At 72.5% G+C, this 17,375-nt stretch carries 13 protein-coding genes; 7 read left to right on the forward strand and 6 right to left on the reverse strand.

The window, feature by feature from the left end; all coding sequences use genetic code 11:
• Position 1: 1 nt before the first annotated feature.
• Positions 2–967, reverse strand: a complete 966-nt coding sequence (locus tag ACZ7CF_RS37330; RefSeq protein WP_360388591.1) for a hypothetical protein — start codon at positions 965–967, stop codon at positions 2–4.
• Between the two features lie 211 nt (positions 968–1,178).
• On the opposite strand from ACZ7CF_RS37330, the gene ACZ7CF_RS37335 reads away from it, so the two are divergent.
• The gene (locus ACZ7CF_RS37335) at positions 1,179–1,406 is read left to right on the forward strand and encodes a hypothetical protein (protein WP_470372009.1); all 228 of its coding nucleotides are present in this window, start codon (positions 1,179–1,181) and stop codon (positions 1,404–1,406) included.
• A 19-nt stretch (positions 1,407–1,425) separates the two neighbouring features.
• Here the strand turns inward: ACZ7CF_RS37335 and ACZ7CF_RS37340 are convergent, their stop codons facing one another.
• Both ACZ7CF_RS37340 and ACZ7CF_RS37345 read right to left on the reverse strand, forming a co-directional pair.
• Positions 1,426–2,547, reverse strand: a complete 1,122-nt coding sequence (locus ACZ7CF_RS37340) for an FAD-dependent oxidoreductase (protein WP_470372010.1) — start codon at positions 2,545–2,547, stop codon at positions 1,426–1,428.
• A gap of 182 nt (positions 2,548–2,729) precedes the next feature.
• Entirely contained in the window at positions 2,730–5,624 is a 2,895-nt protein-coding gene (locus ACZ7CF_RS37345) for an ATP-binding protein (protein WP_470372011.1), read from the reverse strand.
• Positions 5,625–5,760: 136 nt separating this feature from the next.
• Between ACZ7CF_RS37345 and ACZ7CF_RS37350 the strand changes: the two genes are divergently transcribed.
• Entirely contained in the window at positions 5,761–7,332 is a 1,572-nt protein-coding gene (locus ACZ7CF_RS37350) for a S8 family peptidase (protein ID WP_470372012.1), read from the forward strand.
• A 21-nt stretch (positions 7,333–7,353) separates the two neighbouring features.
• A complete protein-coding gene (locus ACZ7CF_RS37355) occupies positions 7,354–8,901 on the forward strand; it encodes a S8 family peptidase (protein ID WP_470372013.1) in 1,548 nt (515 codons plus the stop codon).
• 211 nt (positions 8,902–9,112) lie between these two features.
• Here the strand turns inward: ACZ7CF_RS37355 and ACZ7CF_RS37360 are convergent, their stop codons facing one another.
• Positions 9,113–10,930: a trypsin-like serine protease gene (locus tag ACZ7CF_RS37360; RefSeq protein ID WP_470372014.1), complete on the reverse strand. Its 1,818-nt coding sequence runs from the start codon at positions 10,928–10,930 to the stop codon at positions 9,113–9,115.
• 211 nt (positions 10,931–11,141) lie between these two features.
• On the opposite strand from ACZ7CF_RS37360, the gene ACZ7CF_RS37365 reads away from it, so the two are divergent.
• From ACZ7CF_RS37365 to ACZ7CF_RS37380, 4 genes are all read left to right on the forward strand, one after another.
• On the forward strand, positions 11,142–11,513 hold the full coding sequence (locus tag ACZ7CF_RS37365; protein WP_360388607.1) for a hypothetical protein: 372 nt from the start codon (positions 11,142–11,144) through the stop codon (positions 11,511–11,513).
• 153 nt (positions 11,514–11,666) lie between these two features.
• Positions 11,667–13,859, forward strand: coding sequence for a catalase (locus tag ACZ7CF_RS37370; protein ID WP_470372021.1), 2,193 nt, complete (start codon positions 11,667–11,669; stop codon positions 13,857–13,859).
• A complete protein-coding gene (locus tag ACZ7CF_RS37375) occupies positions 13,856–14,254 on the forward strand; it encodes an ankyrin repeat domain-containing protein (RefSeq protein WP_470372015.1) in 399 nt (132 codons plus the stop codon). Before ACZ7CF_RS37370 ends, ACZ7CF_RS37375 begins: the two co-directional genes overlap by 4 nt.
• Positions 14,255–14,530: 276 nt before the next feature.
• Positions 14,531–15,421: a hypothetical protein gene (locus tag ACZ7CF_RS37380; RefSeq protein ID WP_360388616.1), complete on the forward strand. Its 891-nt coding sequence runs from the start codon at positions 14,531–14,533 to the stop codon at positions 15,419–15,421.
• Positions 15,422–15,574: 153 nt separating this feature from the next.
• Here ACZ7CF_RS37380 and ACZ7CF_RS37385 read toward each other — a convergent pair whose 3' ends face one another.
• On the reverse strand, positions 15,575–16,930 hold the full coding sequence (locus ACZ7CF_RS37385; protein WP_360388617.1) for a maltokinase N-terminal cap-like domain-containing protein: 1,356 nt from the start codon (positions 16,928–16,930) through the stop codon (positions 15,575–15,577).
• On the reverse strand, positions 16,927–17,375 hold a 449-nt coding region (locus ACZ7CF_RS37390), incomplete at its 5' end, for an alpha-glucosidase C-terminal domain-containing protein (protein WP_470372016.1). The genes ACZ7CF_RS37390 and ACZ7CF_RS37385, both read right to left, overlap by 4 nt.

Here is a 17,375-nt window from a genome sequence, read left to right on the forward strand (position 1 = left end):
CCTAGCGGACTACGACGTCGACCTGGCGGGTGGCCGGGTCGTACTCGCCGTCGGGGGCGGGGCGGGTCTCAACGGCGATCAGGGCTGGGGAGACGCCCTGGCCCACGAGCTCGTCGCGGACCATCTGGCCGCGTGTGGTGGCCGTTACCGGGTCGGTGCCGTGGGCGACCAGCGTGACGGAGGCGCGGGGTGCGACCAGGAGCATGCGGCCGACGCGGTGCACGAGCACCGGGCCGTGGCCCTCCCAGGCGGTGGTGCCCTGCACGAACCGGATCGCGCCGTTGCCGTTGACCATGCGGCTGATCGAGTCGTGCAGGGCCGCGACGTCCAGGTCGCCGGCGGTGGTGGACGGGCCGACCTCGACGCGGTCGGTGACCCGCAGGCCGTTCGCGGCCTGGCGGATGGCCTCGCGGACCGCGGTGGCACGTTCCTCGTCCGGCACGCGGGCAGCCACGGCGACATGTCCACCGTGGACGGTCGTGGTCACCTCGGACACCCTGGCGGACAACGCGGCCGACACCAGCCGGCCGACCACCGCGGGCGGGATCGGCAGGGTGCCTCCCAGGCGCAGTGCCGCGGTGACCCGGTGACCGGGGGTCTGGACGGCGTCGACCAGCGCGCGGCGTTCCGCGTCGTCGGCGACCGCGCCGGACACCAGGACCTCCGCGCCGCGCACGGCCACGAGCAGTTGCTCGGGGCCGGCCGCGCGGATCTCGGTGGTGGCGACACCGTCCACGTCGGACACCACGGCGCGCACGGCGTCGGCCGCGCGCGGGGCCACCTCGCTGACCACCACCGACCGCCCGTCCACCGCCACGACGCCGTGGTAGCCGGCCTTGGTCAGCGCCGAGCGGACATCGGCGTCGAGCGACCGTTCGACGCCACTGCCGTAGACGAACACACCGGTGGCGGCGAGCAGGGCGGGCACCAGCAGCCCGCCGACCCAAACCGCGTGAGGCAAACGCACGCCGGAGGGCTTACCGGACCGCGCGGCCGAAAAGCCAGCCGCTGCCGTCGTTCGAGCGGAACTTCACCCGGTCAGGTGGCCGAAACGGGGTGGTGGACTCCGCGCACGTCGCCGGTCGTGAAGACGTGCTCAGCCGGTGGCGCGGGCGTTGCACACCGCGGTGCGGTTCGTCCACTTCGGACGTTGAGCGGCTCCTGCTACCGTCGGCGGCGTGTGCCGGTACGCGTTCGCGGGCCACGACTTCACGGCGCCGCGGCGCACGGAAGACTCCGGGTGGAGGGCCGTGGCCGCGGCGCTGGCGGCCGGGCTGCGCTACGAGGGCTTCGAGACCTGCGGGTGCGACCGGCGTTCCGGCCGCGCACGGCAGGTCCGGGGACGGCGGCTCGGCGTGGCGGACGCGGAGGCGCTCGCGGCCCGTGCCCCGGCGGACCTGGTCTGACGGACCGGCTCCTCGTGGGTCAGGATGCCTGGTGCTCGGCGAACAGGTCCACCAGGTTCTGCGGCGCGTTCTCCCCGAACAGGCTTTGCAGCAGCTGCTCCTCGTCGACGCCCGCCTCCACGCGCCCGAACATCTTCCGCTCGTACTCCGCCAGCGCCGCCTCGACGTCGTGCGGGTGCGCGGCCAGTGCCTGCGCGAGGTCGGCGCCGTCGAGCATCGCGAGGTTGGCGCCCTCGCCGTCCGGTGCGGCGACGTGGGCGGCGTCGCCGACGAGCGTCACGCCCGGCACGCGCTCCCAGCGGTGGCCGGAGGGCAGGCCGTAGTGGGGCCGCCACAGCGGCGGGGTGTCGGTGTCGGTGATCAGCGCGACCAGTTCGGGGGCCCAGCCGTCGAACTCCCGCGCGAGCGCGGCGGTGGCCGCGGCGGGGTCGGTGAAGTCGAAGCGGTCGAACCACTCCTGCGCTTCGGTGAACATCACGTAGACGTGCAGCGTGCCCCCGCGTTCCCGGTGGGCGTGGATGCCCTTGTTCGGCGCGGCGGCCATCATCATGCCGCCGCCGACCAGTGCGGCGGCGCCCGGGTGGCGGGTGTCGGCGTCGAGCAGGAAGGTCTCGACGGACGACGTGCCCGCGTACTCGGGGGTCGCAGGCGTCAGCAGCGGGCGGATGCGCGACCAGGCGCCGTCCGCGCCGACGAGCAGGTCGGTGGCGATGACGGTGCCGTTGTCGAACGTGACCTCATGGCGGCCGTCGTCGAGGGTGCGCGCGCTGCTGACCTTGTGCCCCCATCGGACAGTGCCTTCGGGCAGCGAGTCGATGAGCAACGTGCGCAGCTCGCCGCGTTGCACCTCCGGGCGGCCACCGGTGCCGTCGTCGGCCTTGTCGATCAGGACGGTGCCGTTGCGGTCGACGACGCGCATGGCCTCGCGGCCCTCCAGGACGATGGCGCGGAACTCGTCCATCAGCTCGGCGGCGGTGATGGCGAGCTGGCCGTTGTAGTCGTGGATGTCGAGCATGCCGCCCTGGGCGCGGGCGGTCGGTGACGGCTCGGCCTCGTAGACCGCGGCCTCGATGCCGTGCACGTGCAGCACGCGGGCGAGGGTGAGGCCGCCGAGACCGGCGCCGATGATCGTGACGTGCATGGGGTGGACTCCTGATCAGCTCTGGGGTGTTCGCCCAGAAGGCTGGTGGGAGGCGCTGGCACCGGGCGCACGTGCGACTGGCAGGGCCTGACAGCCGCTGACGGGCCCTGTCAGCGGACGACCGCGACAGCATGGCCAGGGCGTGCGCCAGGCTGCTCGGCTGAACACCACCGCGCAACCGGTCAGCCCAGGTCCTCCGCCTGCAGCTCCGCCCGCGACGACACCCCGAGCTTGCGCAGCACCCTGGCCGCGTGCTGTTCCACGGTCCGCGGCGACAGGAACAGCACGTCGGCGATCTTGCGGTTGGTGTGGCCGGCGGCGAGCAGGCGGGCGACCTCCTGTTCGCGCGGGGACAGCTCGTTGCCGTAGCCGCGGCGGCCGCGGCGGGACGGTTTGCCGCCACCGATGCTGCGCAGCAGGTGGCGGCACCGGGCGGCGTCGCGGGTCGCGCCCAGCGCGTCGAAGGTGTCCACCAGGGCGGAGAGGACCTCGGTCGCCTTCTCGTGGTCGGTCGGGAGCAGGCAGACGGCCTCGCGTTCGGTCACCAGGGCCGTGAAGTACGGCGCGGGCAGCGCCGCGTAGCGGTCGGCGGCTTCCCGGTAGAGCGTCATGGCGACGTCGAGCTGACCGCGGGCCTCGGCGAGGCGGGCGCGGCACTGGGCCAGTGCGGCCACCGCCATCGGTGCGTCGCGGCCCTCGATGCCGCGGGCGATGTCGGCGATCAGGGTCTCGGCGTCGGTTTCGCGGCCGGCGGCGAGGAACGTGGCCACGGCGACCGGGCCCAGCTCGGTGGCCCACACCCAGACGCCCTTGGCGCGCACGACGGCGAGGCCGCGGTCCACGTCCACGCAGGCGCGGGTGACCTCGTCCTGCGACAGCACCGTCCACGCCAGTGCGGCGCAGCCGGCGATGGCGACCGGGGCGATCGACTCCTCCGGGGCGAACGCGCCGGTCTCGGTGAGGTGGCTGGTGGCCTCCGCCCACTCGCCGCGCGCGGTGGCCAGCGAGCCGAGCACCAGGTTCAGCTCGCTGGCCACCGGGAACAGGTCGCGGTACTCGTCGAGCAGGGTCTGGGCGCGGTCGGCGAGGCCGTCCCAGCGGCCGGTCAGCCAGTCGAGGCGGACGCGGGTGGCCTGGGCGGTGCTCACCACGAACGGGGCGCCGCACTCGGCGGCGAGGCGCAGGCCGTCGCGCAGCAGGTCACCGCACAGGTCGAGGTGGCCGGTGGTGGCCAGCGCGTCGGCGAGGTTGCAGTGGGCGCGGGCGAGCTGGCGCAGTTCGCCGGGGGTCGTGGCGGGGGTGAAGTCCAGCTCGCGCAGCACGGACGGGTCGCCGGTGTGCATCTTCGAGCCGAGCTGGTTGGCGTAGAGCGACAGCCGCAGCTCGGCGTCGCCGGTCGACGAGCGGTGCTCCTCGACGAGGTCCAGCCACGGCATGCACTCGCCGACCGGGGTGGTGCCGAGGTAGGGCAGGCCCAGCACGGCGGCGCCGCGGGCGGCCAGGTCGGGGCGTTCGCCCAGGTCGGCGACGGCGCGTTCGATCTCGACGCGGGCTTCCTCCAGGCCGCCGGCCTGGCGGATCAGCAGCAGGCCGCGGAACAGGCGCACCTCGCCGCGCGCCGAGACGGACAGCCGCCGGTCGGACAGCAGGCGTTCCAGCGCCTCGGTCGGGGCGTGCTGGTCGAGGCCGCGGTGGGCGACCTCGCCGAGCTTGATCGCGAGCCGGTCCACGTCGGCCGCGGGCACGGCCGGGTCGAACAGCAGCCGTTGCAGCAGGGCGGTGGCGGTCCCGGCCTCACCGCGCTCGGCGGCCCGGTCGGCGGCGGCCTCGCCGAAGCGCAGCCACTCAGCGGTGTGACCAGCGCGTTCGCTGTGCTCGGCCAGCTGCACCAACGGCAGCGGCTCGACCTGCGACAACGCCTCGACGGCCCGGCTGTGCAGCTGCTGGCGGTCCGGTCCGCTCAACGTGTCGTACACGGCCTGGCGTGCCAGCGCGTGGCGGAAGCCGTAGGTGCGTGCGTCGGCCTCGTGCAGAACGTGGCCCGTCAGCGCGTGGGTCAACGCCGTGCGCACCCGGTTCTCCCCGATGGCGGCCACCGCACCGAGCAGCTCGGCCGTCGCGGGTACCCCGAGCACGGCCGCTGCCTGCACCAGCCGGGTCGCGGTCACCGGCAACGCGGCCAGCCGCTCGGCCATCGCGTCGCGCAGCAGCACCGGCACGTCCACGTGGTCGAGCAGCCGCCGCGCCGTGGCACCGTCGGCGTGCACGGCACCGGCCGGGTTCCGCAGCGCGCGCAGGGTCTCCTCGACGACGAACGGGATGCCCGCCGTGCGTTCGTGCAGCTTGGCCGCGAACTCCGCGGACACCGGCTCGCCGTCGAGGATGGCCGAGGTCAGCGCCCGCACCTCGGCCACGTCGAGCGGCTCGAGCTCCAGCACCGCGCTGGTGGTCCCACCGGGCGGCCGGTACGCCGACCCCAGCGGCACCCCGCCGGGCACGTCCTCGCGCCGGTAGGTGACCACGATCGAGAGGTTCGCGGGCGGGTCGCCCATCAGGAACCGCAGCAGCTGCCGCGACCCGTCGTCGGCCCAGTGCAGGTCCTCCACGACCAGCAGCACCGGCCCGAGGACGCTCACCAGCTCCCGCACCGCGCGGAACACCCGGTGCCGCTCGGCCCGCGGGTCCCCGGTCGGCGGCGGTGGCGGCGGCAGGTGTTCGGCGATCTCCGGCAGCAACGCGCCCAGCACACCGGTCACGGGGCTGAGCCGCGGACCGCGCGCGAGCCGTTCGGCGCAGTCGCGCAACGCCTCCAGCACCGCCCCGTACGGGAACGGCTCCCCCACCGGCTGGCAGTGCCCGATCAGCACGGCGATCGGCCCGAGGTCGGAGTCGAGCAGCTCGCGGACCAGGCGGGACTTCCCCACACCGGCCTCGCCCTCGACCATGACCACGGCGGGGTGCCTCGGCACGGCGGCGCGCAGCGTGCCGAGTTGGTCCCCCCGCCCCACGAGCACCGGGGAGCTGGTCCGCACCAGTGCGGCGGGGCCGGGCCGGCGCTGGCTCGGTGTCCGACTCATCCGGACTGATCTTAGGCGAAAGACGGGTATCCCTACGTAGCGATATCCGGATTGTTCGCGGTGCGCACGCGACCGATGGTGATCCGCACGTGGCCGCCCACTCCCTGCCGAGGCGGCCCAGAACGGAGAACCTCAGATGCGACTCGATCGCACATCCCGCCGGCTGGTCACGGCCGGACTCGGTGTGGCCGCCCTGTGCGCCGCGGCTGCGGCGGCGACCCCCGCCTTCGCCCAGCAGGCCGAGGTCAAGGCGGTGGCGCAGCCCGTCGCAGGCAGCTACATCGTGGTGTTCAAGGACGGGGCGAGCGACGCGCCGACCACGAACGCCAAGGCACTCGACCTGGCCCGCAAGCACGGCGGCAAGGTCAGCAACACCTACGTCGCCTCCGTGCGCGGTTTCGCGGTGAAGCTCGACGAGGCGGCGGCCCGGCGGCTCGCGGCCGACCCGCAGGTCGCCTACGTGCAGCAGGACGGCTGGGCGCGCATGTCAGAGACCCAGACCAACCCGACCTGGGGCCTCGACCGGATCGACCAGGCGAACCTGCCGCTCGACCAGCGCTACACCTACCCGAACACCGCCTCCAACGTCACCGCGTACATCCTCGACACCGGCATCTACAAGGCTCACCCGGAGTTCGAGGGACGTGCCAAGGACGGCTACGACTTCATCGACAACGACCCGGACGCCTCGGACTGCCAGGGCCACGGCACGCACGTCGCCGGCACGGTCGGGTCGAAGACCTACGGCGTGGCCAAGAAGGTCAACCTCGTCGGTGTGCGCGTGCTCGACTGCTCGGGCAACGGGCAGTACTCGCAGATCATCAAGGGCATCGACTGGGTCGCCCAGAACGCGAAGAAGCCGGCCGTGGCGAACATGAGCCTCGGCGGCGGCGCCGACTCCACTGTGGACAGCGCGGTGAAGCGGGCGATCGCGGCGGGCGTCACGTTCGGCGTGGCGGCGGGCAACAACAACGGCGACGCCTGCCAGACCTCCCCCGCCCGCACGCCGGAGGCCATCACGGTGGCCGCCAGCGACTCGGCCGACAAGCGCTCGATCTACACCGGCGGCCAGGCCTCCAACTGGGGTTCGTGCGTCGACATCTTCGGGCCCGGCTCGAACATCACCTCCACGAAGAACGGCGGCGGCACCACGTCGATGGGCGGCACCTCGATGGCCACCCCGCACGTGGTCGGCGCGGCCGCGCTGTACCTCTCGGCGAACCCTTCTGCCACCCCTGCCCAGGTCCGCGACGCGCTGGTGAACAACTCGACGCCGGACAAGATCTCGGACACCAAGGGCTCGCCGAACAAGCTGCTCAACATCTCCTTCATCGGTGGCGGCGGCCCCGACCCCGAGCCGTGCGCGGCGGCCACCAACGGCGACGACGTGTCCATCCCGGACACCAACACCGCCGTCTCCTCCTCGGTGACCGTCTCGAACTGCACCGGCAAGGCGTCCACCACCACCAAGGTGAAGGTGGACATCAACCACCCCTACACCGCTGACCTGGCCATCGACCTGGTCGGCCCGTCCGGCGCGAAGTACGGCCTCAAGAAGGCGGGCGGCGCGTCGTCCACGACCGGTGTGCACGAGACCTATACCGTCGACGCGTCCGCGGAGGACCGCAACGGCACGTGGAAGCTGCAGGTCACGGACGTGTGGAGCTACGACAGCGGCACCATCGACTCCTGGACCCTGACGTTCTGACGACGCCCGGAAGGACCTGTCATGCAACGCACCGCTCTCGGGCTCGCCGTGCTGGCGTCGCTCTCGGTCATCACCGCCCCGGCGGCGCACGCCGCTGAGGCCGACTTCGTCCGGGCCGAGCACCCCGCCCCCGGCGACAGCTTCATCGTCTCCCTCAAACCGGCCGGCGGCATCTCGCTGGCCGGTGTCCAGGCCGCCTCCTCCACGCTGGTCCAGCGCTACGGCGGCACCCTCGACACCGTGTTCTCCCGCGCCATGCAGGGGTTCCAGGTCACCGGCCTGAGCTCGCAGCAGGCCCGCAGGCTCGCGGCCGACCCCGCGGTCAAGGCCGTCTACCAGGACGGCACGGCGCGGGCCACCGAGGTGCAGAGCAACCCGACCTGGGGCCTGGACCGGATCGACCAGGCGAACCTCCCGCTGGACAAGAGGTTCAGCTACCCCGACGGGGGCGCGTCGAACGTCACCGTCTACGTCACCGACACCGGCATCAAGACCGGCATCGCCGACTTCGAGGGCCGTGCCACCGTCGGCGCGGACTTCATCGAGGACGGCCAGAACGGCCAGGACTGCTCCGGCCACGGCACGCACGTGGCGGGCACGGTCGGGTCGAAGACCTACGGCGTGGTCAAGAAGGCGAAGCTGGTGTCAGTGCGGATGCTGGGCACCAGCTGCACCGGCAACGGCCCGGACTCCGCGGGTGTCAAGGCGATCGAGTGGATCACCGCGAACGCCCGCAAGCCCGCGGTGGTCAACGCCTCCTGGACGTTCGACACCGCCGACATCGGCAATGACGCCATCGCCGGCATGGTGAGCTCGGGCGTGCAGATGGCCGTCGCGTCGGGCAACAGCTCGACCGACGCCTGCTCCACCGGCCCCGCGAAGATCGCGGCGCTGATCACCGTGAACGCGACCTCGTCGAACGACGCCCGTGCCTCGTTCTCCAACTACGGCACCTGCACCGACATCTTCGCGCCGGGTGACAACATCACCTCGCTCGGGCTGAACGGCGGTGCCACGAACATGTCCGGCACGTCCATGGCCACCCCGCACGTCGCGGGGGTCGCGGCCCTGTACCTGTCGGCCAACCCGTCCGCGAGCCCCCAGGCCCTGCGCGACGCGCTGGTGAACGGCGCCACGAGCGGCAAGGTCACCAACCCCGGTTCCGGTTCGCCGAACAAGCTGCTCCACAGCGGGTTCATCGGCGGCGGCCCGGCACCGGAGTGCGGCCCCGGCACGAACGGCGAGGACGTGTCCATCCCGGACAACGGCACCGCGGTCTCGTCCTCGGTCACGATCTCGGGCTGCACCGGCAACTCCACGGCCTCGGCAACCGTCAAGGTCGACATCAACCACACCTACACCGGTGACCTGGCCATCGACCTGGTCGGCCCGTCCGGCCGGTCCTACGTGCTCAAGAAGGCCGGCGGCGCGTCGTCTTCGGCGGGGGTCCACGAGACCTACACCGTCGACCTCTCCTCGGAGACGCGCAACGGCACGTGGAAGCTCCAGGTGAAGGACGTCTACACCTACGACGTCGGCACCATCGACTCCTGGACTCTCACGGTCTGAACACCCGGGGCCAGAAGTCTTGTCCGCCCCTCCCCTCCTTGCTTGCCCAAGGCGTCTGCAAGTACCAGTTGGTGGTACTTGCAGACGCCGGCAGAGCCAGGGGCGGGAACTCGGGGGCGAAGGCACGACAGCTGGCAACCTGCTCAGCAGCGAGAACACGTGTGGGGTGTGACCGCGGGAAGCGGTCACACCCCACACGTCGTTGTTGCTGCTAGCGGGTGACGGTCAGCGTGAACGTCGTCGTGCCGGTCTTGCCGTCCGCCGAGGTGGCCTTGACGGTGATCGGGTAGGTGCCGGGCGGGGTGGAGAAGTTCGTGAAGATCCAAACGTTGCTGCTGCCGTTCTGGCCGATGGTGGCCGGGTTGAACGACAGCTGCGCGCCCGCGGGCACCCCGGACGCGGTCAGCGTGAGGTTCCCGGTGCCGCCGGCGGCCTTCACCAGGGTCTGCGCGAGCAGGCCCTGCTTGACGGTCGCTGACGACGGCGTCGCGGTGACGGTGACCTCACCGGTCGGCGGTTCGGTGCCCTCGACGGTGAGCGAGACCGTGGTGGTGGCGGTCTTGCCGCCCGCGTCGGTGCCGGTGACCGTGATCGACGAGGTGCCGGCGGCCGCGGTGGTGGAGACGTCGAGCGTCAGCTTGGCCGCGCTGCCCGCGGCGATCGACGACGGCTGGAAGGCCGCCTTCACGCCGGTGGGCACGCCGGAGGCTGAGAGGGTGATGGTCTGGCCGTCGCCGGTGCTGCCGACGGTGGTCGAGACGTACTTGCCCTTGGCCGCCTTCACGCTGCTCGGGGTCGCCGCCAGGGTGAAGTCGCCCGGCTGCGGGTCGCCGCCGCCGGTGACGGTCAGCGAGTACCTGCCGGACGCGGTCTTGCCGCTCGACGTGGTGCCGGTGACGGTGATCTCGTAGGTGCCGTTCGGAGCGGTGGTGCTCGCGTCGAACGTGACCTTGCCCGAGCCACCGGTGGTGACCGACGTCGGCTGGAAGACCGCCTTCACGCCGCTGGGCAGGCCGGAGGCGGACAGCGTCGCGTTCTCCGCACCACCCGAGCCCGCGGTCGTGTTGACCGCGGCGGACAGCGCCTTGCCGGCGGCGACCGAACCGCTGCCCGGCGCGACGGTCAGCCCGAAGTCACCGACCGGGGGCTGCTCGCCGACCTCGGTCTTCACCCAGTCGCCCATGTCGTTGTCGAGGCGGCCGTAGATCGAGTACCACTTGAAGTCCGACCGGCTCCACGACGCGACGCCGTAGACCTTGCCGTCGACGACCAGCGGGCCACCGCTGTCACCGGGCAGGATCGTGGTGCGGCCGTCGGAGTAGCCGGCGCAGATCATGGTCGCCGACTTGAAGCCCGCGCCGACGCCCTGGCAGACCCGGTCGCCGTCGACGACCGGCAGGCTCGCCTTGTCCAGCGTGACGTCCTGCGAGGTGTCGTTGAAGTCCTTCTTGCCGTAGCCGAAGCCCTGGCCCGTCTTGCCCGGTGCCGCGCCGCCGGCATCCGCCGAGGTGGCGAACTTCGGGTAGGCCGCCCCGCCCTTGAGCGCGATGTCGCGGTCGACGGTCACGACCGCCACGTCGTAGCCCTGGTCGAAGTTGACGTACCGCGGGTGCTTCTTGTAGCTGACGACGTTCACGGCGAACCCGGAACCGGCGCCGCCCCGGTAGTCCTTGAGGTCGTCGAGGCCGTAGACGAACTTCTTCTCCCCCTCCGCGTCCGCGCAGTGCGCCGCGATGAGGATCTTGCGCGGGGCGACGACCGTGCCGGTGCAGGTCTGGCCCTCCGGCCGGGAGCCACCGGCGCGGATGCCCGCGACGATGCCGGGGAACTCGCTCACCGTGGCGTTCTGGCCGCCGGCGAACATGGGCGAGACGTCACCGAGGTTCGCAGGGACGGTGTCGCCGAGGTAGGTGGCCGCCGGGGCGGTCCGCTGGGCGTTCTCCGGTGCCGCGTGCGCGGTGCTGACCGGGGCCAGCGCCGCCGCGGCGACCAGGGCCAGCAGACCCCAGGACCGTGGTGTTCTGTTCACTTCAGTTCCTCTCGGATCAGGAACGCTCGCCTTCAGGCAGGGACGGCGGCAGTTCACTGCCGATCACTGTCAGGCGGTGTCCGGTGAGGAACAATCAGGGTCCGCATCCGTAGGGGTACGGCACTTTATCGGCCGGTCGCCCGGATCGCGGGACTGAGAACCGCAGCACGTTCACACCCCTCGCGGCCGGTCGGTGGGTAGAACTCAGGGCATGACGCCCAAGATCACCGTCTGCCGGGGGTGCTGCTGCGGTACCGCGCGCAAGCACCCCGACGTCGACCACGACCACCAGCTCGCGGTCCTGCGTTCCCGCCTGTCCGGTGTCCGGGTCGCCGACTGCCTGGACGCGTGCGAGGTGTCCAACGTCGTGGTCGTGCTGCCCGGCGCGCGGGAACGGGCCGCGGGCGCCCGGCCGGTGTGGGTCGGGTCGGTGCTGGAGGACGAGGTGGTGGACGGCGTCGTCGAGTGGGTCGAGGCCGGTGGACCGGGGCTGGCCGCCGCGCCACCTGCGGTCGCGGAGCGGATCGTGCCCGCGCCCGCCGCGAAGGAGAAGAAGGCGAAGGAGAAGAAACGGCGGCGCTGACCAATACTCGGACGGGTTGTCACGCATAGATGGCGTTTAGGCGGGTACTGCCTGGCTGACGTTCAAGCTCCGAGGAGGAAGCAAGTGGCGACCCAGAAGCCGGGCAAGCGCGTGAAGGCGGCGTTGGAGAAGGCGGTCGACAAGGTCACCGAGATGGTGAACCCGCCGATCCCCGGCGTGCCGAACAGCGAGCCGCCTTCGCTCGAGGAGCCGACCGAGCCGCGGGGCCCGTTGCCGCCCAAGCAGGACCAGACCGGTCCGGAGACGGTGTCACCGACGGGAGCGCCCACCGGTGCCCCGAAGCTCGCCAACGGTCAGCAGGGCGAGTTCCTCACCACATCGGCCGGCGCGCGGCTGTACGACACCGACCACTCGCTCAAGGCCGGTGACCGCGGCCCGACGTTGCTGCAGGACCACCACCTGCGCGAAAAGATCATGCACTTCGACCACGAGCGCATCCCGGAGCGCGTGGTGCACGCACGCGGCTACGGCGCGCACGGCGTGTTCGTCGGCTATGGCACGGCCGCCAACGTCTGCAAGGCCGCGTTCCTGGGCGACGGCGTGGAGACGCAGGTGTTCGTGCGGTTCTCGACCGTGCTGGGCTCGCGCGGTTCGGCCGACACGGTCCGCGACACCCGCGGGTTCGCGACGAAGTTCTACACCCAGGAGGGCAACTTCGACCTGGTCGGCAACAACATCCCGGTCTTCTTCATCCAGGACGGCATCAAGTTCCCGGACATCATCCACGCCGGCAAGCCCCACCCGGACCGGGAGATCCCGCAGGCGCAGAGCGCGCACGACACGTTCTGGGACTTCGTGTCCACCCACACCGAAGCCACCCACCACGTCCTGTGGAACATGTCCGACCGCGGCATCCCCCGCTCGTACCGGACGATGGAGGGCTTCGGCGTCCACACGTTCCGGCTCGTCAACGCCGAGGGTGAGACCGCGCTCGCGAAGTTCCACTGGAAGCCGAAGCTGGGCGTGCACTCCCTGGTGTGGGAGGAGGCGCAGATGGCCAACGGCTTCGACCCGGACTTCCACCGCCGCGACCTCGCCGACGCGATCGAGTCCGGCGCGTACCCGCAGTGGGAGCTCGGCCTGCAGATCTTCCCGGACACCCCGCGGCAGACGTTCGAGGGCATCGACCTGCTGGACTCGACGAAGATCGTGCCGGAGGAGCTCGCGCCGGTGCAGCCGGTCGGCCTCCTGACGCTCAACCGCAACACCATGAACTTCTTCGCCGAGACCGAGCAGGTCGCGTTCCACCTCGGCAACCTGGTGCCCGGCATCGACGTCACCGACGACCCGCTGTTCCAGTCGCGGCTGTTCTCCTACCTGGACACCCAGCTGACCCGGCTGGCAGGGCCGAACTTCAACCAGATCCCCATCAACCGCCCGCACGTGCCGGTCAACGACATGTTCCGCGACGGCTACCACCAGCACGCGGTGCACGCCGGGGTGGCGCCGTACCGGCCGAACACGCTTGACGGCGGCAACCCGTTCACCGCGGGCGTGGAGGACCGGGCGTTCGTCGAGGTGGCGCAGCCGCTGCCGAAGTCGGCGAAGGTGCGGCAGTCGCCCGTGTCGTTCGCCGACCACTTCACGCAGCCGCGGCTGTTCTGGCTGAGCCTGTCGCCGGTGGAGAAGGAGCACGTGGTGCGCGCGTTCACCTTCGAGCTCGGCAAGTGCTACGAGCAGGCGATCAAGGAACGCCAGCTGCGGGTGCTCGCCAACGTCGACCCGACGCTGTGCGCGGAGGTCGCCCGCGGCCTCGGCCTGCCCGCGCCCGAACCCACCGTGCGGCCGAGGAAGGTCACGCCGAGCCCGGCGCTCTCCCAGGTCGGGAAGACCTGGCCGACCGACGGCCGCCTCATCGGCATCGTGGTCGACCCGGCCGACCTCGACGGCGTGCGGACCGTCCGCGAGACGATCCTGGCCGGCGGGATGGTGCCGTTGCTGATCGCGCCGACCGGTGGCCCCATCGGCGACTCCGGCCTGGTCGCGCAGCGCACGTTCCTCACGGCCCGGTCGATCGAGTTCGACGCCCTGCTGCTCGCCGCGGCTCCCCCGCCCGGCCCGGACGCGGTGCCGGCCAGGGACGCGAAGGCGGGCGCGCCGGGCACGACCGTCGACCCGCGCGTGCTGCTGATGGTCGAGGAGTGCTTCCGCCACGCCAAGGCCATCGGCGCGTGGGGCACCGGCCGCGCTGCCCTGGAGGCCGCCGGGATCACCGGTGCCGCGGGCGTGGTGGCCGGTGAGGACGCGACGAAGGTGTTCACGGAGCTGATGACGCTGCTCGGCGCCCACCGCGTGTGGGAACGGTTCCCGGCGACGATCGCATGACCGGGGCGCTGACGGAGGAGGAGCTCGCGTTCCTGCAGTCGATGTTCGACCTGGCCCGCACCGGCGACACCGAGCGGCTGGCCGAGGCACTCGACGCGGGCGTGCCGGTGAACCTCACCAACGGCGCCGGTGACTCGCTGCTGGTCCTGGCCGCGTACCACAACCACCCCGACACCGTCGCCGCGCTGCTGGAGCGCGGCGCCGACACCGGGCGGGTCAACGACCGCGGGCAGACCGCGCTCGGGGCGGCGGTGTTCCGCCGCTCCGAGCGCTCCGTGCGGCTGTTGCTGGAGGCCGGGGCGGACCCGGCACTCGGGCCGAGGTCCGCGCTCGACGTGGCGCGGTTCTTCGACCTGCCGGAGATGCTGGAACTGCTGGGGTCCCGGACGGCCTGAGCCGGGTCGGCCGGGAGGTCGGCGGCGGTCGTCCCCCGGGGAGATGACCGCCGACCTGCCGTCATCGGGGTTGCGGGTGCTCCAGCTCGCGCGTTCTTCAGGTCGTGTCCGGTCAGCCGGACACGACCTGAAGAACGCGACCTCGCCGCCCCTGTACGGCGCCTCAGCGGCAGGGCGCGGACCCACGTCCGGGTACCGGAATCCGGGAAGGCGTTTGACGAACCCCGGGAGGGGTAAGTGATCACGGGATCGCGATCACCCCCGTCGGAGGCACTGATGTTGTTGCCCACCGCCCGAGGACCGTTGAGCGCCGGCGTCATCGCCGCACTGCTCGACGTCCGCACGGCACCCCCCGCCCTCACGGCGGTCGACGAGCCGGCGCGGCTGGTGGCCGACCCGGACTTCCAGCTGGCCCTGTGGATCGCCCTGCACGAAGGCGAGTTCGACGGCGTCGGCGCCGAGCGCGCGGCCGAGCCGGAGGTCGTGCGGTGGCGTGCGCTGCTGAGCGAGCGGTGGCTGGCCGCCCTGCGGGAGATGACCGCGCCGATGGTCAGGGACGCGGGCGGTGACACCGCCTCCCCCGCCCGCATCGGCGACCACCTCATCAGCCTGATGCGCAGCAGCCACACCGCGCTGTACACGTTCATCGAGACCAAGGCCACCACCACGCAGCTGCGCGAGCTCGTCACCGCGAAGTCGCTGCACGAGCCGCAGCCCGCGATCGACCGCGTGCCCGCCGTCGCCATCGCCGCCCACAACACGATGAGCGCACTGGCCCTCTCCACCGCCACGGCCATCGGCCACCGGACCGCGGCGGCGGGCATCGCGCTGCTGTTCGACCGCCGCCTCACCGCGGGCCTGCACCGCGTCGGCGGCCGCCCGGTCCGGTCCGTCGCGGAGGCGCCGGACGAGCGCTGGGCCAGGATGCTGAACGAGAGCCGCGAACACCTGTCCGCCCACCCCGGCCGGACCCAGGACCTCCTGCACGCCGCTGCCGCCGCGATCGCCCTGGAGGCGTCCCTGTGCCGGCACCTGCTGCGCAGCTGGACCCAGGCCACCCCGGTGCTCGAACCGGTGCGGACGACGGCGGTGCCGTTGATCGGCACGGACGCGACCGTGGGCACCCAGCGGCGGGGCGACACGCAGAACCTGCTCAAGTCCGGCTGAGCCGCGGGCGGCGGTGCCGAACGCGGAGAGCCGACGACGACCTGGCTCGCGGTCCCACCACGAGCTTGCCGACAACGACCGCACCGACGATGCGATCACGCCGGCCGTGGACGGCGGCCGGACCGCTGAGGCCCGCCGCCGTCCGAAACCCGGCTACACCAGCCAGGCGGGCTCGCCGGTCACCGCCTCCGCGATCGCCGACAGCGGGATGACCGTCCACTCGGGACGGTAGCGCTGCTCGTGGCACACCTCCAGCACCGCCCGGTCCAGCTCGACCGCGGCCAGCAGCGCGCCACCGGGACGGCGGTCCGGCGCCACCTCGGCGTAGCCGTCGCAGAACGCGCCGCGGTTGCGGTCCAGCCACCGAGCGGCCCGCGGCAGCAGGGTGGCCACGTCGTCCGCGCCCACCAGCAGCTGTGCCGCCGCGTAGTGCAGGGACCGCAGGGCGGTGGCCACGTCGTGTTCCGCGGGACGTGGCCGGGCCCGTTCCGCCGCACCGCCGTGGGGTTCGCCCTCGAAGTCGACGAGCACCCACGTGTGCGGTGAGCGCAGCACCTGGCCCAGGTGCAGGTCGCCGTGCACCCGCTGCAGGCGGACCGGCTCCGCGGCGGCCAGGACGGCGTCGAACCGGGCGCGCAGGCCCGCCTCGAACGGTGCCAGCGCGGGGACCTCGGCCAGTGCCGCGTCCAGGCGGTGGTGCAGGGCCGCCACGAACTCGGCCTCCTCGTCCGGTCCCGCGGTCTGCTCGCCGAGCGTCTCGCGCAGGTCGGCGTGCACCCGCGCGACGGCCCGGCCGAGCCGGCGCGCCTCCGCGGCGAAGTCACCGCCCGCGGCCTGCGGGTCCGTGCCGGGGCTCGCGAGGAAGTCCCGCACGCTCGCGGTCGCCATCGGCCAGCCCAGGGCGCCGAGCGGGACGAACTCGTGCAGCACCGCGAACGTGGTGCGCTCCCCGTCCAGCTCGGACTCCAGCGCGCCCTGGGGCGGTGCGATGTGCGGGTCGTCGATGGAGTGCAGGGCGGTGTGCAGCACGAGCTCCGGGTTGTCGCCCGCGACCAGCTCGCGGAAGAACTTCAGCACGTGACGCTGGCCGTAGACGATGGAGCAGTTGCGCTGCGGGCCCGGGAACGGCCGCCCCACCGGCGCGTCGGTGTAGCGCGGCGGCAGGTCGCCGCGGAACCGCAGGCCCGCCACCTGCGCGGACTCCTCGAAGTGCCGCAGCAGCACGGCGGTGAGCTCGGGGTCGTACACCGCCTCGTACACCTGGCGGTCGCCCGCGGCGCCGATCCTGGCGTGCACCAGCCGTTCCGGCAGCTCGTCGCGCACGCCCAGCAGCAGCTGGTAGCGGCGTCCGCCCGCCGCCAGCACGACGTGGGCCAGCGTCGGGTCACCGTCGCGCAGCACGGTCACGCGTTCGCACTCCACCGGCCCGCGGCCGCGGAACCAGGGCTGGGTCACCAGCCAGCGGTCCAGCTGCTCCGGCACGACCTCGACGGCCTCGCTCGTCGTCACTTCTTGTCGCCACCTTCCACGTCGGAGGTCAGCTGGAACCAGTAGAAGCCGTGACCGGTCAGGGTGAGCTGGTACGGCAGCTCCCCGATCGCCGGGAACCGCACGCCGCCGGTGAGCTCCACCGGCACGCTGCCCACGTGCTCGGCCAGGTCGAGCTCGACGGGCTGGGGGAAGCGGGAGAGGTTGTTGACGCAGAGCACCACGTCGGCGCCGAGCGTGCGGCGGTAGGCGAGCACGGTGGGGTTCGACGCGCCGAGCTCGGTGAAGTCGCCGTGGCCGAACGCCCGGTGCTGCTTGCGCACCGCGATCAGGTGCCGGGTCCAGTTCAGCAGCGAGGACTGGCTGCGGGCCTGCGCCTCGACGTTGAGGCCCTGGTAGCCGTAGACCGGGTCCATGATCACCGGCAGGTAGATCCGGCCCGGGTCGCAGGAGGAGAACCCCGCGT

The organism is Lentzea sp. NPDC036955 (assembly GCF_055608005.1).